The following is a 24,910-nucleotide window of genomic DNA, read 5'->3' on the forward strand; positions in this document are numbered from 1 at the left end:
TAAATAAAAAGCGGTTAGAGTTGATTTCTAACTGCTTTTTTACTTAGTTAAATCATTCCTTACTGCAATTAATTTTTAATCGATAAAAAATATAATTATGAAAATATCATTTCTTCCTTTTTTACTGTTTTGTGGTATTTGTTTTGGTCAAAACAAAACGGATACAAGTCTGTACATGAAATCGGATAAGATTACTTATCTTACTGATATCGGTTCAGAATCAGGAGATTTATACCAAACAATAGGTCATCACGGACCTGCTATTGAAAACGAATGGATGGCACTACGAATCTATTTTAGTGAAAAAGAAGCCATTGATGTCTATTCAAAACCAAATTTAGGATTAGAACTAAGAAAGGCAAATTGGTACCCTACTCCTGCTCAACAAAAAGAAGGATGGGGAGCTGATTATTATAAAGTTGCCAACACAGTTGGGCTTGGTGGAGTAAAGCTTTGGGATGGAGAAAAAGTAGTTCCATTAAATCCTGTTACCAATCGTTTGGCTCGTGTTGGAAAAACAGATACGACTTCCTACATGGAGATGATTTCTAAAGGTGTTCCATACAAAGGACAAAAAGTTGATATTTTAGTTCGAGTTACTGTATTTTCAGGAAAAAGAGAGGCTAAAGTAGAAGCTATTTGTTTAAGTAAAATCAAAGTACAGTTTGTTACTGGTGTCAATTACTTTAAAGATTTTAAATCAGATAAAGGAGCTAATTATATTGCAGTATGGGGACTTCATCCTGAAGATGTTGCGGCTTCACAAGTTGAAATTGGGGCAGCTATAAAATACAACCCAAAAGATTATACAAAAAATTTAGACGATGGAACTCAATATTTATTGGTCTCTAAACCAACTGAACATTTAGAAACTACAATAATTTCGTCATGTGCTTTGGAAAAAGAAATAAATACTTTTGAAAAATTAGTTTCATTTTTAAAAAAATAAATCTAAGATATATGGCATAAAAAAACTCGCTTAGTAGCGAGTTTTTTTATATAAGTCAAAATAATATCGGAATACTATTTGGAAGATAAACTTCTTGTAGATGATTTTCGGATATGTAATTCAGGGTTTAAAACTACTTTCTTTTCAATTTTTATTTTATCAGTATTATTGATTTGTTCCAGAAAAACTTTAGCCGCCATTTTCCCCATCTCCAAAGGTGATTGATCTACAGACGAAATTGACAACTCCATAAAACGAGTAAAAGGTTCATTACCAAAACCAAAAACACAAAACTCTTCAGGTATCTTCACTCCTCTTTCTTTCAATTCCTGAATGGCTCCTAATGCAGCAAAATCACTCGAAGAAAAGATTCCATCTGGTGGTGGATTCAAACTTAATAATCTTTCTACAGCAAGTCTTCCTGCATCGACACTACTTTTAGTTTGAAAAACATAGTCTTCATTAGATACTAAGCCAAAATCTTCTAATGCTTTATGATATCCTTTGTTTCTATTTTCATATATCTCAAGTGATTGATTTCCGGTTAAATGAGCAATACGCTTACACCCTTGCTCGATAAGGTTTTTTGTTGCTAAATACCCTCCTTGAAAATCATTAATAGTAACAGAACTAACACCATCCATTTCTTTCTTTCTATCAAAAAAGATTAATGGCACGTTTTTATCAACTACATTCTTTATCACATGATCATTTTCCTTGGAAACATTTGAAATCGACATCAGAATTCCATCAACCTGAGCATTCAATAAAGCAGTAATATTTTCAGCTTGTCTGGCTTCGTCCTCATTAGTCTGACAAATTATTACATGATATCCTTCTGGACGCAATTCTTCTTCGATTCCCCGAATTACAGAAGCAAAAAAGTTGCTATCAATACGTGGTACAATAACACCAACGTTATTACTTTTCCCACTACGAAGCGATTGTGCTAATTTATTTTGCTTATAATTCATTTTAGCAGCAGTTTCCAAAACTAACTTCCGAGTGACTTCACTGATTTTGGGATTGTTATTTAAAGCCCTAGAAACAGTAGCTGCTGTAATATCCAGTGCTTTGGCAATATCGTAAATTGTAGTTTTTTGATCCATTCTGGAATTTAAGGTATAATTTATATCGGTAAAAATAAATAAAAAATTCAATTAAAACTGACTAATGTTATCGATTGCATAAAAATTAATTTATTCAATAATTTTTGATTTAAAAGCAAGGACTAAAACTTAATAAATTCATAAAATTAAACATTACTTAAACAATTTCGCAAAAATAATCGGTTTTTATTTTATTTATAATTTTTTAATCGACTTTTTTTTGTTTATATAAAAATTATATGTAGGTTTGTGCAATCGATTACATGATTACAATTATAGACTAAAAAAACTGTCAGATGAAATCATCCAAATTATATACAATTTCAAAAATCATTACAAGCAAAACTATTGTTCTTTTTGCTTGTACTATATTATTTGGTTTTTCACTTTTTGCACAGGAAAATAATCAATCAGAGGAACAATGGAAAAAAATGGAAATCATTGTAAAATCAATCAAGTATCCAACTTTTCAAAATAAAGTCTATAATATTTTAAAATATGGCGCCCAATCAAATTCTACATTCGATAACACTGTAGCTATAACAAGAGCAATACAAGAATGCAGTAAAAATGGTGGTGGAATAGTACTTGTTCCAAAAGGAAAATATGTATCACGCGCAATCCATTTAGAAGACAATGTTAATCTTCATTTAGATAAAGATGCAGAAATTATATTCAGTATAAATCCAAAAGATTATTATCCATTAGTTCACACCTCATTTGAAGGGACAGAATTTATGAACTATTCCCCTTTAATTTATGCTTTCAAAAAGAATAATGTTGCTATAACTGGAAAAGGAACTTTAAATGGTCAAGCAAGTAATGAAAATTGGTGGGCATGGTCCAGTAGTGAACAATATGGTTGGAAAAAAGGCACTCCATCTCAGACAGATCCTCTCAATCGATTGCGTCTAGTCGATATGGCTGAAAATAACATTCCAGTTTCTGAAAGAGTATTTGGTGAAGGGCATTATTTAAGACCAAATTTTGTAGAATTTTTTGAATGTAAAAATATACTCATTCAAGACATTACCATCATTAATGCACCTTTTTGGGTCATCCACCCTATAAAATCAGAGAACTTTATTGTAGATGGAGTTACAATCAATAGTCATGGACCAAATAACGATGGTTGCGACCCTGAATATTCAAAAAATGTAATTATAAAAAATTGCACTTTCAACACAGGAGATGATTGTATTGCAATAAAATCTGGACGTGATGCTGATGGAAGAAGAGTCGCTATGAAAAGTGAAAACATCATTATTCAAAACTGTACCATGTTTGACGGGCATGGCGGAGTTACTATAGGAAGTGAAATATCAGGAAGCGTGAGTAATGTTTTTGTTGAAAATTGCAAAATGAACAGCCCAAACCTTGACATTGCCATCCGATTAAAAACTAATTCTAAAAGAGGTGGCCTAATAGAGAACTTTTATGTACGAAATATAGAAGTTGGTCAAGTTAAAGAAGCCTTATTAAAAGTAGATATGTTTTATAATGTACATGGTAATCAAGAAGGAACATTTATTCCAAGAATAGAAAACATCTATCTGGAAAACATAAAAGTAAAAAATGGAGGAAAGTATAGCATATTAGCAAAGGGCTATAATGAATCTCCTATCAAAAATATCACTTTAAAAGATGTAACGATAGAAAATGTAAAACAAGTATACTCTATCGAAAACGTAACCAATCTCAAATTTATAAACACTTATATCAATGGAACATTAATGAAGAATTAAAAAAGTAAAAACCAATAAAAAAATAAAAACCAACCAAAACAATTAATTTTATGAAAATAAAGCAACATTTTAAAAAAGGTTTAACCTCTTTTTATGCCTTAACCATTTTACTTGGTCTGCTCATGACCAATGAAATGGCCGCTCAAAAAAACACAACGATAAGTGGTGTAATAAAAGACGATACTGGACTAACTATGCCAGGAGTAAATATTATTGAAAAAGGAACTAACAACTCTACAACTACAGATTTTGATGGTAAATTTGCTTTAAAATTAACCACCGATAATGCTGCATTGGTAATAAGTTTTATCAGTTTTCAAACACAAACCATAACTGTAGCTGGAAGAAGTTCTTTAGACATTAAATTAAAATCTGAAGAACAAACATTAAAAGAAGTTGTTGTTGTTGGGTATGGAACTGTAAAAAAATCTGATGTAACAGGAGCGATTAGCACAATAAAACCAGAAACAATTACAGAAAGAAATGTAATTAACCCATTAGAAGCCATTCAAGGTAGTACACCTGGTGTACAAATTACTTCTAGTTCAGGTCGTTCTGGTGACGGATACAACGTGGTAATTAGAGGAAATAACTCTTTATTATCTAATTCTACTCCATTATATGTTGTAGATGGAGTACCAACAGATAATATTGACTTTTTAAATCCTCAAGATATTGCCAGGATGGATGTATTGAAAGATGCTTCATCAGCAGCAATTTATGGTTCAAGAGGAGCTAGTGGTGTTATTATTATTGCTACAAAAAGTGGTACAACTGCTAAAGCTGGTATAAGTGTATCTTTAGAAACATCATATGGTACTAAAAACGCTGTAAGATTGCCTGAAATGATGACCGGTGCTGAATGGTGGCAGTATCATCAAACAGCCTATTTGAGCGCAACACCTTTAACTCAGACTCCAGCCCAACTTGCAACTGCAGCTGGAACAAATAGCCCTTTATTAGTATCTAGAGCTAATAGCGGTTATAGTTTTGATTGGTATGATGCCATACTTCAACCAGGTATGACAGCAAACAATTATATTAATGTATCAGGTAGAGCAGATAATGGATTGAGTTACAATATGGCTTTTGGAATTCAAAATGACAAAGGACTTATTGACAAGGATTCAAATGATAAATACTCTTTCAAATTGGGCGTAAACCATCGTATAAATAATAAATTTTCAACTGGTGCAAATCTTACTATAGCGCGTCTAGAAACTGAACTTGGAAGTGACTTCGCAATGCAAGAGGGTACTAGATTTAGTCCTCTTATGTCACCGTATGCTGTTGATGCTGATGGAAATGAAATTCCAGGACAATTATTCTTTCAACCAGGAAAATTGACTTACCCAGATGGAACATGGGCAATTAATAAAACTAGTACCGTAAATCCATTAATGGAAATTGCAAACTCGTCACAAACTGAAAAAAGCTGGCAAACAATAGGGAATGTTTATTTTCAATACCAGGCTTTGGAATGGTTATCCTTCAAAACAACGTTTGCTGCTGGTATTTTCAATGGAGTAAACAGTTCTGCTTATGGAGCTAAAACAACTGCAGGAGTAAAGTTATCACCAGCAGGTATAAATTCAGCCTCAATCAAAAATATACAAAATTTCAATTATACTTGGGATAATCAGATTGATTTAAAACATACTTTCAACCAAGATCATACTGTTAGTGCACTTTTACTGCAAAGTATGTATTCTAATGTGGATGAAAATTCATTTATGTATTCTAATAATCAACCTTTTGAAGTTGGCTCGAATAATATGGGATCTGGAGTTCAAACCAGTTACCAAATTACATCTGGTTATGCAAAAAACACTTTGAACTCTTATGCTGTCCGTGTTAATTATGGCTATAAGGACAAATATCTGATTACAGCATCAAATCGTTGGGATGGTTCATCTGTTTTATCCGAAGGCAATAAATGGGCAAGTTTTCCTTCTGTTGCAGTAGGTTGGAATATTAATAAGGAATCCTTTTTAGAAAACAACAATACTATTTCTAATTTAAAATTACGTGTTAGTTTTGGTTACACAGGAAATGACAATGTCGCTCCTTACACTTCACAAGCTTTATTAAATCAACAAACATTCTATGCTAATGGCGGAAATACTGTAGCTGGTTGGCAATCTAAAAATTTAGCTAATACAGATTTAACTTGGGAAAAAACGAGAGAGTTGAACTTAGGACTTGATTTTGGTTTCTTAGGAAATAAAATTACTGGTAGTGTAGATGTTTATGACCGTTTGTCTGATAAATTAATTTACGAACAAAAATTACCATACGAAACGGGCTGGGATAAAACCTTCTCCAATGTAGGATCTGTGAGTAACAAAGGTATTGAGGTTGGATTAACAACTAAAAATATAAAATCAAATTTAGTTGATTGGGAAACTAGTTTTACTTTTACTAAAAACGTAAACAAATTAGAATCAATTTACAACCAAGACCAAGTAAGTGATATTGGAAATACATTAATTCTTGGTTCAGAACTAAAACCTAACTACAACTATGTGTATGATGGTGTTTGGCAAGAAAGCGAAGCTACTCAAGCTGCTACTTATGGAATGTATCCTGGGCAAGCAAAGATAAAAGATGTAAATGGAGATGGCAAGTTTAATGCAGCTGACAGAACAGTAATTGGTAATGCTAATCCAGAATGGCAAGGAAGTATTTACTCAAAATTAAAAGTAGGTCAATTTGATTTAAATTTTTCTATACTAACAAGCCAAGGACAAACTGTATTGAGTACTTTTCACCAAAATTTTGCTGATGTTAGTGGTAGATCTTTTCAAAAAATTCCAATGGATTATTTTGTTCCTACAAATGGTGCTGGTTTACAAGCAAATGCTTCAAACGCAAACCCGCGTCCAGGTCCTGCGTCTACTACCGCTGGTGCTGGTCCTTTCTGGAGTTCAGGAATGGCTTATTACAGAGAAGTTGATTATGTAAAAATTAAAAATATATCTTTAGGGTATTCATTCGGACCTGATTTACTAAAAAAACTAAAAATGAGTAATCTTAGAATTTATGTAAATGTATTAGATCCATTCGTATTTACTGATTTTGACGGATACGATCCAGAATGGGCAGGTGCCGCTTTTGGAATTAATCGTCCAGCATCTGTTACTACACAATTAGGGTTAAGTGTTAAATTTTAATAAAACTAAAAAATGAAAAAAATAATAATATTATTAGGATTAATAGTCACTACATTTAGTTCTTGCAACGATTATATAGAAGAAGAAAGTCTATCAAATGTTCCTGCCGATGCTACTTATAAAACTGCTTCAGGATTTCAATTATTAGTTAATTCAAATTATGCAACTCTAAAAGATATTTATGGAGGAGCACCTTGGTTGTTTTGTGCCGGTACAGACATGTATTCTGAAGGACCTACAGCAGAACCTGCTGGTTTAAGTCAATATGGACAATTAATCCCCTCTTCTGAAGGAGTTGAACAATTGTATTTAACTTGTTACAAATCTATTCAGTCGGTAAACAAAACCATATATTATTCGACAATTACAGAACAAAATGCTAATATTCCAGTCTTAGTAGGAGAAGCAAAATTCCTAAGAGCTAATGCGTATTTTTTATTGGTACAAACTTATGGTGGAGTACCTATTGTTGACGAAAATATAACTACAGCAGTTTTAGCTTTCGATAGAAATACTGCTGAAGAAGTATACGCTCACATCATTAAAGACCTTGAAGAGTCTCTTGAAAGCGTAGGAACAGCACCTTATGCAACTACAGGAAAAGTAAATAAAAGAGCCGTTCAAGATTTATTAGCAAAAGTATATCTAACAAGAGGATATGAAACTTTTGGAAAAGCTACAGATTTTGCAAAAGCGGCAGCTTATGCCGATGAAGCAATTGCAGGGCAAGCTTTAAATCTACCTTATACGGATTTATTTAAACCAACTAATGATCTAAATGCTGAGACAATTTTCTCTGTACAATATGACAAAGCATCAACAAGTACAAACCCTAGTACACTAGGTAACAGTCAATTCTATTATTTCAGTTCTTATTTAGGTGGATCAGAACTTGGTACTCCTTTAAGAAGTAAGAATTTAATTGCTACAAACTATGCTTTAGGATTATTTGAAAAAGGAGATACAAGATGGGAAGGTACTTTTATGACAGAAATTCTTGAAGGTCCAGAAACGCAAGCAAATGGAACAACTAAAACAATTCTTTACTACCCATATTACAGAAGTAAAGCTCCTGCAACATTAAAAGTAAAACACTTTTATGAACCAAAATGGTTTACTCCAGCTGATAGAACTGCATGGGAAACTGCTAACGCATCAAGAATTGCAGCAACTGGTTTTATATATCACCCTTGGGGTAAATACTCTGCAGAATTCACACAAGGCAGTGATCCTAATGCAACGAAAGACTTTTTTGGAATCCCTGTTAAAAAATTTGATGATCCAGAAGTAACTACACCAACTGGAACAGCTACAAACAACTTAGTAAGTACAAGAGACATTATTGTATCTAGACTAGGAGAAACCTATTTAATTGCAGCAGAAGCTTATTTTAAATCTGGTAATTCATCAACAGCATTAGCGCGTTTGAATGAGGTAAGAAGAAGAGCTGGAGGAGGTGTTGCTGGAGTAATTCCTGTACTGACTTCAATTGATATTAATACAATATTAGATGAAAGCGGAAGAGAGTTATTAGGCGAATACCACCGTTGGTTTGACTTAAAACGTACAGGAACGTTGATTGAAAGAACTGTTTTATATAATCCTAAAATTCATAGTGCAAATGTTTTTAACGGAGTAGGTGGTAATCTTAAAATATTAAGACCAATTCCTCAATTAGCAATTGATTTAAATCAAAACAAAAATTTTCCTCAAAATCCTGCTTATTAATCATTTGAATTAGTTTCATTATTTATAAGTTAGTAGAAATAGGAGTTTGAGGTAACAATCAAACTCCTATTTTAAATTATAGAAGTCTTGCAATAGTTAAAATGAGAAAATTACTAACAATATTACTTTTAACATCTATTGCTGTTCAAGCACAAACGAACTTTACTATAGACACTTCATATACCCCTAAAAGTGTATACAATAAAGAAATAAAAAACTATCCTTTCATTAGTTTAGTTCAGTCAAAAAAATACTCCAATATATTAGATAAAAAAGAAATAGTATATTCGAAAATAAAAGACAGAGCATTACATTTTGATGCTTATTATACTAATACAATTCATAAAAATCCAGCCATAGTAATCCTTCACGGCGGAGGGTGGAAATCTGGAAATAAATCACAAATGGAAATGTTTGCACAAGAAATGGCTTCAAAAGGATTTTCGAGTTTCACTATAGAATACAGATTATCAGCTGAAGCAAAATATCCAGCTGCTATTTGTGATGTTAAAAAAGCCATTCAGTTTATCAAAATAAACGCTAAACAATTCAATGTAGATACTTCTAAAATTGCTATATTAGGTTGCTCATCAGGTGGACAAATGGCAGCTTTAATAGGATCAACAAATAACGATAGCCATTTTGAAAACAAAGACTTAAACACTAAAACTACTAGTAATGTACAGGCAATAGTAGATATAGATGGCATCTTAGCTTTTAAGCATCCTGAATCTGAGGAGGGCAAAGTGGCAGGGTTATGGCTAGGTGGAAATTACGAGGAAAAACCAGAAGTTTGGAAAGAAGCATCGGCTTTAACACATACCAATAAGAATACTCCTCCTACTCTATTCATTAATAGCTGCAAAAAACGATTTCATGCAGGAAGAGATGATATGATAGTATTACTGAACCAATATAAAATATATAATGAAGTGAAAACTTTTGAAAACTCGCCACATTCTTTTTGGTTTTTAAATCCTTGGTTTGATGAAACAGTAAATACAACAACTCAATTTCTAAATAAAGTTTTTAAAACAAAATAATAACTACTGATAATTTACACAATGAAAACGATTTATAAAATAACAGTACTGTTACTAATAGGATTAGCTTCTAATGCTCAAAACAAAAATATAATTCCATCAAATGCAAAAACACATGCCGAAATTTCAGTGAAAAATGACGGAAAATGGGACAACAGAAAATACATTGGAGGCACTTACAAAAGTGTTGATAAACTAAAAGTAGCACCAGAGCATACTGATCACTCTTTTGATATCCGTTATGAAGGTCCCGGTTGGGAAAGTAATAAAATAGCCTACCGTTTATACTTAGATTGGAGAAATGCAATTGACATTTTTGGAAAAAAAACCGAAGCTATTATTTTACCACAAGTGGGACAAGATGGTGGTCCTTCTTATCATGAAATGCAAGATTGGGGTTCTGATATTTTAAATTCTGGAAAAGGGATCGGAATTGGTTCTATCAATCGATATTTAAATAATGAAAAAATGCATTTTCGCGAAGTTGATTCTACCATTGCAAAAGTTGAAAATAAAACAAACGAATCTATTGTTACTGTAAACTATTATGGATGGAAAACTGCTACAGATAAAATTGATTTCACTTCAAAATTAACTATTACTCCAGACCAACGTTACACCCAACATACCATTCAAGCTTCAAAAGAAATTAAAGGAATTTGTACTGGTATTGTAAAACAAAAAAATACTGAGTTCCTTAAAAAGGAAAGTCATAATAAGAAATGGGCTTATCTGGCAACTTATGGTAAACAATCATTAGTTCCTGATAATTTAGGTATGGCAATTTTTTATGAAACGAATACTGTAGAATCATTAGAAGATACTGAGTTGGATTATCTTTTGGTTTTTAAACCTACTACAAAAATAAATTCTTTTTATCTTTTAGGAGCATGGGAACAAGAAAAACATGGAATAAAAAACAAAGAAGAGTTTATTAAGTACTTGGATGAAAAATTAGCTGTTTTAAACAAAAAAAGTAAACTTTAGTTTTACTATAAATAAAAAAAGCTTAAACTCTCGTTGATTTAATTAGTATCAATACTGAAAAAGGAAACAAATAGATTTATTTCTTTTGATTCCATAACATTGAATAAAATATAAATAAATTATCATGGTTAACGGAAAAATAAATACTTTAAAAGCAGTTACGATTTTTATCTCATTTGCATTTCTTAGTTGTAAGACTACAGCACAAGAACCTGCAAAAAACACCGCTACACAGAATCAAATAACAATTTCAAAGGATCTAAAATGGTCTGATAAAATGGCTTTGACATTAATGAAACGTCATCCTGAAAGCTATATGATTGACGATGTAAAAACTCCAAAATGGGACTACGTTCATGGTTTAGTTTTGTATTCTTTCCAAGAATTATATAAAAAAAATCCTGATCCTAGATATACAACCTATATTAAAAGTTATGTAGAAAATTTTGTAGAAAATGACGGTTCTATTAAAACCTATGAGCTAGACAAATACAACATTGATATGGTTGTTGCTGGTCGTCTGCTTTTTAATGTTTATGCCACTACAAAAGAGGAAAAATATTTAAAAGCAATGCAGTTGTTACGCAAACAACTTGATGGGCAACCAAGAACTCAAAGTGGTGGTTTTTGGCACAAAAAAATATATCCAAATCAAATGTGGCTAGACGGCTTGTACATGGGAGAACCATTCTATGCTCAATATACTGCCACTTTTGAAAACGGTAAAAATTTAGATGACGTAGCTAAACAATTTGAACAAATTCAAATGCACGCTACTGATGCAAAAACTGGATTATTATATCACGGTTGGGACGAAAGCAAACAAATGCCTTGGGCTAACAAAGAGACTGGAACATCTCCAAACTATTGGTCTAGAGCTTTAGGATGGTATGCAATGGCTTTGGTTGATGCTTTAGATTATTTTCCTAAAGACCATCCAAAACAAAAAGAATTGGTAGGTTATTTGAATAAAGTTTCGGCAAGTTTAGCCAAATATCAAGACAAAAAATCTGGTTTGTGGTACCAAGTTACTGACAAAGCTGGAGAAAAAGGAAACTATCTAGAAGCTTCAGGTTCTTCAATGTTTGCTTATGCTTTTGCAAAAGGAGCAAACAAAGGATATTTACCAGCCGAATATAAAAAACTATCTAATAAAGCATTTGATGGTTTGACCAAACAATTAATGAAAGTAGATGCTGACGGGTCTATTACTTTGACTCAAGCATGTGCTGTTGCTGGACTTGGAGGAAATCCTTACAGAGATGGCTCTTATGAGTATTATGTAAATGAAAGAAAAAATGATAACGATCCTAAAGCTACTGGTCCATTTATATTAGCCGCTTTAGAATTGAATAGATAAAAAAATCATATTCCCCAATTAAAATGAATTTTATAAAAATCACTTCACTTTTTTTATTTTGCATTGCTATTCAAACAGCAATAGGACAAGAGAAGAATGAAAAGCAATATTCCAAAGTTTGGGTAGCAGATAATGGTGATGGTACGTATAAAAATCCAATTTTGTACGCAGATTATTCCGATCCAGATGCTATTCGTGTTGGAGATGATTATTACATGACTGCTTCCTCTTTTAATTGTATTCCTGGCTTGCCAATACTTCATTCAAAAGATTTGATAAACTGGAATTTAATCGGGTATGCTCTTTTAAAACAAAAGCCTTTAGAAGTATTTAATAAAGTTCAACACGGAAATGGTGTATGGGCTCCTTGTATTCGTTTTCATAACAATGAATTTTATATTTATTATCCAGATCCTGATTATGGAATTTATCAAATAAAAGCTAAAAAAGCTGAAGGTCCATGGAGTGACCCCATTATGGTAAAAGAAGGTAAAGGACTTATAGATCCAACGCCATTATGGGATGAAGATGGAAAAACGTATTTAGCGTATGCTTTTGCGGGAAGTCGTGCTGGCATAAAAAGCCAGTTAGCTATTTGCACTATGAATTCCGAAGGAACATCAGCAAACAATGATGATGTAATGATTATTGATGGACATGCAGATGAATCCACAATTGAAGGCCCTAAATTTTACAAGCGAAATGGTTATTACTACATTTTTGCTCCTGCAGGTGGCGTGGCTACAGGTTGGCAAACGGTTTTAAGGTCTAAAAATGTATTCGGCCCTTATGAAAAAAGAAAAGTGATGGAACAAGGAAAATCCAATATAAATGGACCTCATCAAGGCGCTTGGGTGCAAACTCAAACGGGAGAAGATTGGTTTATTCATTTTCAAGATCAGTTTGTTTACGGCAGAGTCGTTCATTTGCAACCAATGAAATGGGAAAACGACTGGCCAATAATTGGTTCTGATGATGATAAAAATGGTATTGGAGAACCAGTAATGAGTTATAAAAAACCAAATGTTGGCAAAAAATCATTTCCAATTGAAACTCCAGATGATAGTGATGAATTCAACCTTCCTAAACTAGGGCTACAATGGCAATGGCATGCTAATCCACAAATAACTTGGGGTTTTCCAACAAGTATGGGATATTATAGTTTGAATTGTATTCCTGTTCCGAAAGAGGCAACTACACTTTATGAAGTCCCAAATTTATTATTACAAAAAATGCCATCGAATGAATTTACTGCTACCGCAAAAATTAAATTCAATTCCCGATTTGATGGTGAAAGAATGGGATTAGTCGTTATGGGATTGGATTATAGTTATATCTGTTTCAAACAAGAAGCAGGTAAATTATACTTATCACAAAAGACCGCTAAAAATAGTGATAAGAAAGGAATCGAAACCGAAAGCACTCCAATTCTTATTAGCAATCAAAACCTTTATTTACAAGTCAAAGTGAAACCAGGAGGGATTTGCACTTTCTTTTATAGCGAAAACGGAAAAGACTTCACTCCTATTGGCGAAGCTTTCACAGCAAAAGAAGGAAAATGGATTGGAGCCAAAATTGGTTTTGTAGCACTAAGACAAGGTATTATTAATGATGCAGGCAATGTAGCTATCGACTGGTTTAGAATAACAAAATAATACACTTTTAACATGAAAAGTTTAAAGAAAATCATCTATCTAGCGCTTCTTTTATTTTTAACTACCCATATTCAAGCTCAAAAAAAGGATGAAATTATATTAAAAGACGAATTCAATATTGTAGTTGACCAAAAAGGAAATGGAGATTTTAAAACTATTCAAGAGGCTATAGATGCAGCGAAATCATACCCAAGTAAAAGAATTACCATTTTTATAAAAAACGGAACTTATTATGAAAAAGTAAAAGTTCATGCCTGGAATCCCTTAATTTCTTTCATTGGCGAAAGCCGAGAAAAGACAATCATAACCTATGATGATTATTTTAATAAAATAGGTATTGGCCGAAATAGTACTTTTTACACCTACACTGTTTTGGTAGAAGGAAATGATTTCTTTTGCAAAAATCTAACCATTCAAAATACTTCGGGTCCAGTTGGTCAAGCTGTCGCTTTGAATGTAAACGCTAACAGAGTAATGTTTACTAATTGTTCTTTTCTAGGAAATCAAGATACACTCTACACTTCGGGTGAAGGAACCAAAAACTATTTTAAAGATTGTTATATAGAAGGCACAACTGATTTCATATTTGGAGACGCTACTGTACTCTTCGAAAATTGTGAAATTCATAGCAAAAGTGACTCATTTGCTACAGCAGCATCTACGCCAAAAGACACTGCTTATGGTTATGTTTTTAAGAACTGTAAACTCACAGCTGATGCAAATGTAACCAAAGCATACCTCGGACGTCCTTGGAGACCTTATGCAAAAACGGTTTATATCAATTGTGAAATAGGTAAACATATTTTACCAGAAGGTTGGAACAATTGGTCAAAACCAGAAGCTGAACTTGGTTCATTTTACGCTGAATATAATTGCATTGGCGAAGGCTATCAACCGAAAAACAGAGTCGCTTGGTCACATCAATTAAAAGCTTCTGAAGCTAAAAAATATACAATCGAAAATATATTAGATTCAGATACTACAGCTTCAACAAAACAATGGTATTTGAAAAATAATTAAAACTGAGAAACATGAAATTTAAACTTCTTATACTTTTCTTCATATCATTATCCTGTTTGGCTCAAAAAAATGATTTCCCTTCTGATAAAGTGGATGAAATAATCAAACGCATTCAACTACCCATAATTCCTTCGTACAAAATCGAAGTAACAAAACTAGGTGCAAAAGGAGATTCTATAAGTAATAGCAAACCCGCTTTTGATAAAGCGATGGCGCTTTGCAAAAAAAATAATGGCGGTACTATTATTGTTCCTAAAGGAGTTTACACTTTAAACGGTCCGATTAATTTTGTAAGCAATGTAAAATTACATTTAGAAGATGGTGCTAAAATTAGATTTGGCTCCAATCCTAAAGATTATCCACTTGTATTAACGAGTTGGGAAGGAACAATACTTTACAATTATAGCCCACTTATTTATGGAAATGATGTAAAAAATATTGCTATTACAGGAAACGGAATTATCGATGGAGAAGCCAAAAACACTTGGATAAAATGGAAACCTCTTGAAGAAAAAGACAAACAACTAAGCCGAGAAATGAACCATAAAAACACACCAATTAAAGAGCGTGTTTTTGGTGAAGGTCATTATTTGAGACCACAATTGATTCAGTTTATCAACTCAAAAAATATACTGCTTGAAAATATTAAACTTGAAGATTCTCCTTTTTGGTGTGTGCATTTGTTAAAAAGTAAAAGCATTACCATTTGTGGATTAAAATACAGTGCACACAACAACAATAATGACGGAATAGACCCTGAATATTCCAGTGATATTTTAATTGAAAATGTTCTTTTTGATAATGCCGATGATAATGTTGCCATAAAAGCAGGAAGAGATGATGAAGGGCGAAGCAATTCCAACACTCCTTCTGAAAATATCGTGATTAGAAATTGTGAATTTAAAGGTTTACACGCCATTGTAATTGGAAGTGAAATGTCAGCTGGAGTTCGAAATGTATATGTTGAAAACAGCAAATTTAGAGGTGATTTAAAAAGAGGCGTGTTTATAAAAACCAATTCTGACCGCGGAGGTTACGTCAAAGACATTTTTTTCAACAACATAGCGTTTGGAAAAGTAGAAGACTGTCTTTATATCACCGCTAATTATCATGGAGAAGGCAGCGGATTATTTCCTTCTAAAGTTTCTGATGTTTCATTTTCAAATATTAGCTGTGTTGAAGCAACAAATACTGGAATTGTAATCGAAGGATTTCCAGATAAAAAGGTTTCAAACATCAAACTAGACAACATCAACATACAATCTGCAAAAAACGGTATGACAACTACCAATTCAGAAAATGTGACTATAAATGAAGTTGTAATTGGCCAAAAAGCAACAACACCAACATCTGCAAAATAAATTTATCAAAAACTAAAGAAGAATAATATGAAATGGATTCCCTTATTTTTAATGTTAATCTCTATCAATTGCTTGGCGCAAAAACCAACTATCTATGGCATTGGCGATTCGACCATGGCTAATAAAGTAAAACCAGAAGAAAACCCAGAACGAGGTTGGGGACAACTGTTTCCAATGTTCCTTACCGATAATAATATCACGTTTGATAATAGAGCTGTAAATGGGCGAAGTACAAAAAGTTTTATCAATGAAAAACTTTGGGACGCTGTTTACAAAGTGCTAAAAAAAGGTGATTATGTTTTTATACAATTTGGACATAATGATGCAAAAGATAAAGACTCTTTGCGTTACACAAACCCACACACAGCCTATCGCCATAATTTGATTCGATTCGTAACAGAAACCAGAGAAAAAGGAGCGACACCAATCCTTTTTTCTTCAATAGCCAGAAGAAATTTTAATGAAAATGGAGTACTAATTCCAACTCATGGAGATTATACTTTAGAAACTCGTTTAGTAGCGCAAGAATACAATGTTCCTTTTATTGATATGGAATATTACACAGAACTCTTAGAACAATCATATGGTCCAGAAAAATCAAAAAAAATTCATTTACACTTCGAAGCTGGTGTAATCCCGTATTATAAAAACGAAAAACATGACGATGACACTCATCTTTCTTTAGAAGGAGCTACTGCCGTAGCAAAAATTGCTGCAGAAGAATTAAAAAAAACAAAATTAGATTTAGTTCAATACTTAAAAAAATAACATAATTCAAAATAGCTATTGATTATGGAAGAGAGAAATAAAACATTAGGGGAATTTATAATTGAAAACCAAAAAGACTTCCAATATTCATCGGGTGAATTGTCTCGAATTTTTAATTCTATAAAATTGGCGGCAAAAGTAATTAGTCATAAAGTAAACAAAGCTGGACTAGTTGATATCATTGGAGGTGTAGGCGAAAAAAACATACAAGGTGAAGACCAACAAAAGCTAGATGTTTATGCCAATGAAGTTTTTATCCAAACGCTTATAAACAGAGAAATTGTTTGTGGCATCGCTTCCGAAGAGAATGATGAATTTATAACCGTTCAAGGAAGTGATAATAGTCATAACAACAAATATGTCATTTTAATGGACCCTTTGGACGGTTCTTCAAATATAGATGTAAACGTTTCTGTTGGAACTATTTTTTCGGTCTACCGAAGAATAACTCCAGTAGGAACTCCTGTTAAATCAGAAGACTTTTTGCAACCTGGCACAGCGCAAGTTGCCGCAGGTTATGTAATTTACGGAACCTCAACTATGTTGGTTTATACTACTGGACAAGGCGTAAATGGCTTTACATTGAATCCTGCAATTGGGACCTTTTACCTGTCTCATCCAAAAATGAAATGTCCCGAAGATGGTTCTATATATTCTGTAAACGAAGGAAACTATATTCATTTCCCGCAAGGCGTAAAAGACTATATAAAATATTGCCAACAAGAAGAAGATGACCGCCCCTACTCTTCCAGATATATTGGCAGTTTAGCTTCCGATATTCACCGAAATATGATTAAAGGTGGCGTTTATTTATACCCAACAAGTTCCAAAGCTATCAAAGGAAAACTTCGACTTTTATACGAATGCAATCCAATGGCATTTATCATTGAACAAGCCGGAGGAAAAGCCTCCGATGGTGTAAATCGAGTTCTAGAAATAACACCAACTTCATTGCATGAGCGAACTGCTTTCTTCTGCGGAAGCACTAACATGGTCGAAAAAATAGAAGATTGTATTCATAAGGCATCACTAAGTAAATACTAATAATCAGTACGTTTAGTATTTTTAGGAGCAGAAACATTTAGCATTCTAAGGAACATACTACCCGCTATTCGTTGCAATCTTTTTATTTTTAAAGAAAAAATAAAAAGGATTTTCACTTCTATCGGGGCTAAAGAGAAACATTTGGTTTTTTAATAAATCATCGAAAATTACAATCTCAATTTAGATGTAAAAAAAAAACAGTTTAGAAATTTCTAAACTGTTTTTTTTTTACATCTAAAACAAAGTAGCCTGTCCATCGTCATCCAATTGAACATCAATATCATCATCCGTTTGGACTTGCACTTCTATTTCTTCCACAACTATTTCAGGCTCTTCATAAGGCAAAGATTCCAGTAAATTAACCTGTTTCAACTTATCTGTTGTTAATTGATTACCGAGCGCTTTAAATCCTTTTACAGCAATAAAAGACTCAATATCTACAGTCATATTTTCTTTCTGAACTCCTTTGATTTTTGTAAAAATCAATTCGGCTACAGGGCGATAATCTGTCGCTACAATTTCCAATCTGGAATTTGGATGTTCCGTGATAAAAGAATCCTCTTTATTCTCTGTTTCAACCAAGAAACGTTTAATATAATAACGTTCTTTTTCACCATCATAATAAATGGCCGAAATAGGCTTTTTAGGAATCCATTTTTCTAAGATAATCATATCTTCGTCAAAATGGGTAGTCAATTCAGGCGTAATAACCTTCAATTTTCCCGATTGCTGAATGATTAGAATTTTATCACTCGGTCTAAACTCTCCTAGCAATTCTCCCCTAGCATCTACATTCAATCGTTGAACAGTATCATCAAACCATACTTTTCTAGGCAACAACGTAGAAATACCTTTCTCTTTCAATTCAATTTTCTTGATAGGATATTTGGTTACCAAATTCCCTTTAGAAGCGCGTCCTTTTATTGCTAAAGAAGCAAAATCAATATCAAATTTCAATTTTTTAATACTTCCAACTTGACGCAATAAAATAGTAATTACCTCAGCTTCTCCATTTGGATTACAAGAAAAATACAAGGTTTGTGAACCTTTCGTTTCATTGGTCAAATCATATAATTTATCACGAGTAACCCCAGAAACATTAAAACGCTTAATGTACGATGGCCCTGATTTTCCATCACGGTAAATCATATTATAAATGGTACGCTTATCACTTTTGTCAAAAATGGCAATATGAATAATATCCTTACCTACAAACGTTTTAGCGTCTACTTTGGTAATCATCATTTTCCCATCTCTTAGAAAAACAATTATATCATCAATATCCGAACAATCAGCAACATATTCATCTTTTTTCAAGCTGGTTCCTACGAAACCTTCTTCTTTATTTACATACAATTTAGTGTTTCTTAAAACTACTTTTGTAGCTTCAATATCATCAAAAATACGTAACTCCGTTTGGCGTTCTCTTCCTTTTCCGTATTTCTCTTTTAATTTCGTAAAATATGCAATCGCAAAATCCGTCAAAAATTCAAGATGATGCTCAACTTCCTTCATTTCATCTTCTAACTTTGAGATAAAATCATCGGCTTTATCAGAATCGAAACGAGTGATACGAATCATTTGAATTTGCGTTAATTTTTGCAAATCATCATCATTTATTTCTCTGACGAATGATTTCTTAAAAGGTGTAAATCGGTCATATAAATAGGCATAAAGTGATTCTCTATCTCCGTATAATTTGAAATCAATATACATTTCTTCACGAATGAAGATTTTTTCTAAAGTAGAAAAATGCCATTTATTTTTTAATTCCTCTAATTGAATTTCCAATTCTTGGCGAAGTAAATCGACTGTTCTTTCTGTTGAAATTTTCAACATATGAGAAACTCCAATAAACAATGGTTTATTATCTTCAATAACACATCCTAAAGGTGCTACAGAAGTTTCACAAGCTGTGAAAGCAAACAAAGCATCAATAGTTTTATCCGGAGAAACCCCAGGAAAAAGATGAATTAATATTTCAACCTCAGCAGCGGTATTGTCTTCAATTTTCTTGATTTTGATTTTGCCTTTATCATTGGCTTTCAAAATACTATCAATCAAAGTAGTTGTATTAGTCGAAAATGGAATTTGAGTAATGACTAAGGTATTCTTATCGAGTTGACCAATTTTGGCACGAACACGAACACGACCACCACGCAAACCATCATTATAATTAGAAACATCGGCAATACCCTGAGTCATAAAATCAGGGTAGAGTGTAAAGGGTTTTCCTTTTAAAATCTTAATCGAAGCATCAATTAATTCATTAAAATTGTGTGGCAATACTTTAGTCGAAAGTCCTACCGCAATTCCCTCAGCTCCTTGAGCTAAAAGCAACGGAAACTTTACAGGAAGATTATTTGGTTCAGCACGACGACCATCATACGAAACTCCCCAGTCAGTAATTTTTGGTGAATATAAAACCTCCAAAGCAAATTTTGACAAACGTGCTTCAATATAACGAGAAGCTGCAGCACCATCGCCTGTTAGTATATTTCCCCAGTTTCCCTGGCAATCAATTAATAATTCTTTCTGACCAATTTGCACCATCGCATCTCCAATACTCGCATCTCCGTGTGGGTGATACTGCATGGTGTGACCAACAACATTAGCAACTTTATTATAACGACCGTCATCCAGCTCTTTCAAAGAGTGCATGATTCTTCGCTGTACAGGTTTAAAACCATCCTCAATAGCTGGAACCGCACGCTCCAGAATTACATAGGAAGCATAATCCAAAAACCAATCTTTGTACATTCCTGTAACTTTGGTAATGGTATCATTTTCATCCTCATTATTTTCGTAAAAATGGTGTCCTCCTGAAACAGCTAAATCATCAAAACCTTCATCAATAGATTCGCTTGAATCATTTGAGTCGTTTTGTGAATCGTCTTCGTTTGAAATGATGTTATCGTCTTCTTCGTCTTTCATTTATTTTGATTCCGAAATTATTTATTTAACCTGAACTTTTTCTATCGCTTCTTGATTTTTACCCTTTTTATAGTTTTTGATAAAAACAAATGTTAATCCAAAACTTAGAATAAATGCTATCAACGCATAGATTAATATTTTTCTACTAGGCATATTTTTAATTTATATTTCTTCAATTGTATCCAACTCCACCTTCAAATTCTTGATAATAAACTCTTGTCTGTCTGGAGTATTTTTCCCCATATAAAAGGACAATAGCTGCTCTATAGAAGTATTTTTGTCCATCATAATAGGATCAAGACGAATAGTTTCTCCTATGAAATTCTTGAACTCATCGGGAGAAATTTCTCCCAAACCTTTAAATCGGGTGATTTCTGGCTTTGGTTTTAGTTTTTCAATAGCATCTTTCCGTTCTTCATCTGAATAACAATAAATGGTTTCTTTTTTATTTCGAACCCTGAAAAGAGGTGTCTGCAAAATATACAAATGTCCTTCTTTGATTAATTCTGGAAAAAATTGCAAAAAGAAAGTAATCAACAACAAACGAATGTGCATACCATCGACATCGGCATCGGTTGCGATTACGATATTATTATAACGCAATTTTTCTAATCCGTCTTCGATATCCAATGCGGCTTGTAACAAATTGAATTCCTCATTTTCATACACAATTTTTTTGCTCATTCCATAGGAATTCAAAGGCTTACCACGTAAACTAAAAACGGCTTGTGTATTTACATCACGTGATTTTGTAATTGAACCAGAAGCCGAATCTCCCTCGGTAATAAACAAAGTACTTTCTAAACTTCTTGGGTTTTTCGTATCTGGAAGATGCGCACGGCAATCTCTTAATTTCTTATTGTGAAGATTCGCTTTTTTAGCACGATCTGTAGCTAATTTTCGGATTCCTGATAACTCTTTACGTTCACGTTCGGCTTGAAGAATTTTTCGTAACAAAGCATCTGCAGTCGTTGGATTTTTATGCAGATAATTATCTAATTTTGTTTTGACAAAGTCATTAACAAAGGTACGTACCGAAGGCATTCCAGGATCCGAACCAATCTCTGTAGAACCCAATTTGGTTTTAGTTTGTGACTCAAAGACAGGCTCCATCACCTTTATACTTACCGCACTCACGATTGATTTACGAACATCTGAAGCTTCAAAACTTTTATTATAAAACTCTCTAATCGTTTTTACAATCGCTTCTCTATAAGCTGCTAAGTGTGTTCCTCCTTGAGTAGTATTTTGACCATTTACAAATGAATGGTATTCTTCGCTATACTGTGATTTACTATGTGTTAAAGCAATCTCAATATCACCTTCTTTTAAATGAATAATTGGGTATTCTAAATCCTCTACATTAATAGTCGCTTCTAATAAATCTTTAAGACCGTTTTCGGAATAATATTTTTCGCCATTAAAAATTATAGTCAACCCATTGTTAAGATAACAATAGTTTTTGACCATTTTAATAACATATTCTAAACGAAATTTGTAGTTCTTAAAAATGGTTTCATCAGGTGTAAAAGTAACTTTTGTTCCTTTACGCTTAGTAGTTTCAATTATATCTTCTTCTAAAACTAAATTCCCTGCTGAAAATTCTGCTGCTTTTTGTTTTTCGTCACGTACAGATTCAACACGAAAATAATCAGACAAAGCATTAACCGCTTTTGTTCCAACACCATTTAAACCAACCGATTTCTGGAAAGCTTTAGAATCATATTTACCACCCGTATTCATTTTCGAAACTACATCGACAACTTTACCTAGTGGAATTCCACGTCCGTAATCCCGAACTGTAACTGATTTATCTTTAATCGTTACTTCTATGGTTTTACCGGCTCCCATCGCAAATTCATCGATACAGTTATCCAGAACCTCTTTGACCAAAATATAAATACCATCGTCTGGCGAAGAACCATCACCTAATTTACCAATGTACATTCCGGGACGCATACGAATATGCTCTTTCCAGTCGAGTGAACGAATATTATCTTCGGTGTATTGATTTTGTTCGGACATTTTTGGTGTTTATCGATTTTTTGCTAATGTACTATATATCGACAAAAAATGAAAGTCAATTTTTTAAAGTTAGCGATAAATTTTACCAAAAAGTTTAAAAAAAATGTTCCTAAAAAAAATTACACCTCAATTCCTAAAACTTGTTTCGCTAAAGCAATCATTTTTGGTGTTCCGGTATGTTTATTTTTTTCGTCAGATAATTTTACAACTCCTTCCCAATGACTATTTTCAGGTTTGGCATCTGTAAGTTTAATTACCATATTCATAGCAGGCAAACCTACATCATTACTGAAATTAGTTCCGATTCCGAAAGACATTTTTATTTTATCTCTACAGAAATCGGCAATCACTTTGACTTTATCAAAATTTAAAGAATCTGAAAAAACAATGATTTTCGACTTAGGATCGATTCCCATTTGTTCATAATGAGCAATTGTTTTTTTAGCAAATTCGATAGGATCGCCGCTATCATGACGAACACCATCAAAAAGTTTGGAATATTTTTTATTAAATTGTTCAAAAAACACATCCGTAGTATAAGTGTCAGTCAATGCAATTCCGAGGTCCCCCACATAAACTTTAGTCCAATTTTCAAGGCTAATCGCATTAGCAACTTTAAATCCATATTGCGAAGCATGAAACATAAACCATTCATGAGCGTGAGTTCCTGATGGTTTTCGATTTTGTAACATTGCCAAATGTACATTGCTTGTTCCTAAAAAACTGTTTGAACCAAAAACATCCAAGGTTTCATTTACTAAACGATGAACTTTATATGAATGACGACGACGAGTTCCGAATTCTAAAATAACAACTCCCAAAGCATTGTACTTTTCTATTTTATCTTTGGTAATTTGTTTGATCTCATCATCTCCAATCCGAATTAAATTTTGCGAAGCATAGAAAAGTTCTGAAATTAAAGCCATCAGCGGCACTTCCCATAAAATAGTTCGATACCAATAGCCTTCAATAATAACTTTCAAGTCACTCCCATCTTGTTCAATTTTCACTTCTGCTGGATTGTATTGATACCCTTGTAAAAAATCCAAATACGTTAGGTCTAAATATGGACAATTATCAGCCAGAAATTGTTTTTCTTTTGCAGTCAATTTTAAATCAACCATTGTATCAACAGTTTCTTTCAATAAAACCGCAAAATTGGGAGGGAAAACATGTTTCCCTCGATTGATAAATGCATATTTGACTTTTACATTTGGAAAAAGTTTGACTACGGCATGCTGCATTGTAAACTTATAAAAATCATTGTCTAAAATCGAATGTAATTGAACTGAAGTCATACTTTCTTAGAAATTATCTGCAATCAATTTTACTAGTTCATTTCGTAATTCAACATTGCTTATTTCACCTTTTTCTACATCAAAATTCTCATTGAAACTTGGCAATGAAAAAACAGCTTTTATATCGGCATTAAAACGAGGGAAATTATTTTTAGCAATTTCTAAAACGCTAGCACCACCTCTGGCTCCTGGCGAAGTAGCCATTAAGAGCATTGTTTTTTCTTGAAATATTTTTGGGTTTATTCGAGAGCACCAATCTACAGTATTTTTGAAAGCAGCACTATAATTTCCGTTATTTTCCGCAAGAGAAACTACTAATAAATCGGCTGAAGCAATTTTATCTAAAAAGGCTTTCGCTAAAGAATGTTGACCAATTGTAGCTTCTTTATCAACACTGAATAATGGCATTTCGTAATCGTTTAAATCCAAAACCTCAACTTGAGCGTTTTCGAACAAACCACTAGCGTAAGTTGCTAATTTTTTATTGATAGATTTTTTACTTGGACTTCCTCCAAAGGCGATAATTTTCATAGTAAATAGTTTTTTATAAAAATAAGTTATAAAATTGAATTTGCAATTTCATTCCCTTATTTTATTACTCTATGATAATATCGTTCTTCACTAAGTTTTTTTAAATTTAATTTTAAACCAAATGAAAGTGGAAAATATTTTCTTAGAACGCTGAATTTTTACCTAAAAATTATTGTTCAT

The 24,910-nt window shown here is 32.8% G+C and carries 17 protein-coding genes; 12 read left to right on the forward strand and 5 right to left on the reverse strand.

The window, feature by feature from the left end; genetic code table 11:
• Positions 1-97: 97 nt before the first annotated feature.
• Entirely contained in the window at positions 98-949 is an 852-nt protein-coding gene (locus CLU82_RS02540; RefSeq protein ID WP_100841609.1) for a DUF4861 family protein, read from the forward strand.
• A gap of 74 nt (positions 950-1,023) precedes the next feature.
• Here the strand turns inward: CLU82_RS02540 and CLU82_RS02545 are convergent, their stop codons facing one another.
• Positions 1,024-2,058 carry a LacI family DNA-binding transcriptional regulator gene (locus CLU82_RS02545; protein ID WP_100841610.1) on the reverse strand — a complete coding sequence of 345 codons (1,035 nt, stop codon included), beginning with the start codon at positions 2,056-2,058 and terminating at the stop codon, positions 1,024-1,026.
• 296 nt (positions 2,059-2,354) lie between these two features.
• On the opposite strand from CLU82_RS02545, the gene CLU82_RS02550 reads away from it, so the two are divergent.
• From CLU82_RS02550 to fbp, 11 genes are all read left to right on the forward strand, one after another.
• Complete coding sequence (locus CLU82_RS02550) at positions 2,355-3,803, forward strand: glycoside hydrolase family 28 protein (protein WP_100841611.1); 1,449 nt, start codon at positions 2,355-2,357, stop codon at positions 3,801-3,803.
• Positions 3,804-3,853: 50 nt separating this feature from the next.
• The gene (locus tag CLU82_RS02555; protein ID WP_100841612.1) at positions 3,854-6,976 is read left to right on the forward strand and encodes a SusC/RagA family TonB-linked outer membrane protein; all 3,123 of its coding nucleotides are present in this window, start codon (positions 3,854-3,856) and stop codon (positions 6,974-6,976) included.
• Positions 6,977-6,988: 12 nt separating this feature from the next.
• Positions 6,989-8,704 carry a RagB/SusD family nutrient uptake outer membrane protein gene (locus CLU82_RS02560; RefSeq protein WP_100841613.1) on the forward strand — a complete coding sequence of 572 codons (1,716 nt, stop codon included), beginning with the start codon at positions 6,989-6,991 and terminating at the stop codon, positions 8,702-8,704.
• 101 nt (positions 8,705-8,805) lie between these two features.
• Positions 8,806-9,747: an alpha/beta hydrolase gene (locus CLU82_RS02565; RefSeq protein ID WP_100841614.1), complete on the forward strand. Its 942-nt coding sequence runs from the start codon at positions 8,806-8,808 to the stop codon at positions 9,745-9,747.
• Between the two features lie 21 nt (positions 9,748-9,768).
• The gene (locus tag CLU82_RS02570; protein ID WP_100841615.1) at positions 9,769-10,734 is read left to right on the forward strand and encodes a DUF4861 family protein; all 966 of its coding nucleotides are present in this window, start codon (positions 9,769-9,771) and stop codon (positions 10,732-10,734) included.
• A gap of 124 nt (positions 10,735-10,858) precedes the next feature.
• Positions 10,859-12,094, forward strand: coding sequence for a glycoside hydrolase family 105 protein (locus CLU82_RS02575; protein WP_100841616.1), 1,236 nt, complete (start codon positions 10,859-10,861; stop codon positions 12,092-12,094).
• 23 nt (positions 12,095-12,117) lie between these two features.
• A complete protein-coding gene (locus CLU82_RS02580; protein ID WP_100841617.1) occupies positions 12,118-13,749 on the forward strand; it encodes a glycoside hydrolase 43 family protein in 1,632 nt (543 codons plus the stop codon).
• A gap of 12 nt (positions 13,750-13,761) precedes the next feature.
• Positions 13,762-14,769 (forward strand): pectinesterase family protein, encoded by a 1,008-nt coding sequence (locus CLU82_RS02585; RefSeq protein WP_100841618.1) that lies wholly within the window; start codon positions 13,762-13,764, stop codon positions 14,767-14,769.
• An 11-nt stretch (positions 14,770-14,780) separates the two neighbouring features.
• Entirely contained in the window at positions 14,781-16,130 is a 1,350-nt protein-coding gene (locus CLU82_RS02590; RefSeq protein ID WP_100841619.1) for a glycoside hydrolase family 28 protein, read from the forward strand.
• A gap of 27 nt (positions 16,131-16,157) precedes the next feature.
• Positions 16,158-16,898: a rhamnogalacturonan acetylesterase gene (locus tag CLU82_RS02595; RefSeq protein WP_100841620.1), complete on the forward strand. Its 741-nt coding sequence runs from the start codon at positions 16,158-16,160 to the stop codon at positions 16,896-16,898.
• A gap of 24 nt (positions 16,899-16,922) precedes the next feature.
• On the forward strand, positions 16,923-17,942 hold the full coding sequence (fbp, locus tag CLU82_RS02600; RefSeq protein ID WP_100841621.1) for a class 1 fructose-bisphosphatase: 1,020 nt from the start codon (positions 16,923-16,925) through the stop codon (positions 17,940-17,942).
• A 234-nt stretch (positions 17,943-18,176) separates the two neighbouring features.
• On the opposite strand, the gene CLU82_RS02605 is transcribed toward fbp, so the two are convergent.
• The 4 genes from CLU82_RS02605 to CLU82_RS02620 all read right to left on the reverse strand — a co-directional run bounded on the left by CLU82_RS02605 (position 18,177) and on the right by CLU82_RS02620 (position 24,730).
• Positions 18,177-20,876 carry a DNA gyrase/topoisomerase IV subunit A gene (locus tag CLU82_RS02605; RefSeq protein ID WP_100841622.1) on the reverse strand — a complete coding sequence of 900 codons (2,700 nt, stop codon included), beginning with the start codon at positions 20,874-20,876 and terminating at the stop codon, positions 18,177-18,179.
• Positions 20,877-21,038: 162 nt separating this feature from the next.
• Positions 21,039-22,901, reverse strand: a complete 1,863-nt coding sequence (locus CLU82_RS02610) for a DNA topoisomerase IV subunit B (RefSeq protein ID WP_100841623.1) — start codon at positions 22,899-22,901, stop codon at positions 21,039-21,041.
• 119 nt (positions 22,902-23,020) lie between these two features.
• Positions 23,021-24,199: a nicotinate phosphoribosyltransferase gene (pncB, locus tag CLU82_RS02615; RefSeq protein WP_100841624.1), complete on the reverse strand. Its 1,179-nt coding sequence runs from the start codon at positions 24,197-24,199 to the stop codon at positions 23,021-23,023.
• A gap of 6 nt (positions 24,200-24,205) precedes the next feature.
• Entirely contained in the window at positions 24,206-24,730 is a 525-nt protein-coding gene (locus CLU82_RS02620) for an NADPH-dependent FMN reductase (RefSeq protein WP_100841625.1), read from the reverse strand.
• Positions 24,731-24,910: the final 180 nt, after the last annotated feature.

The organism is Flavobacterium sp. 5, assembly GCF_002813295.1.
Lineage (GTDB): Bacteria > Bacteroidota > Bacteroidia > Flavobacteriales > Flavobacteriaceae > Flavobacterium.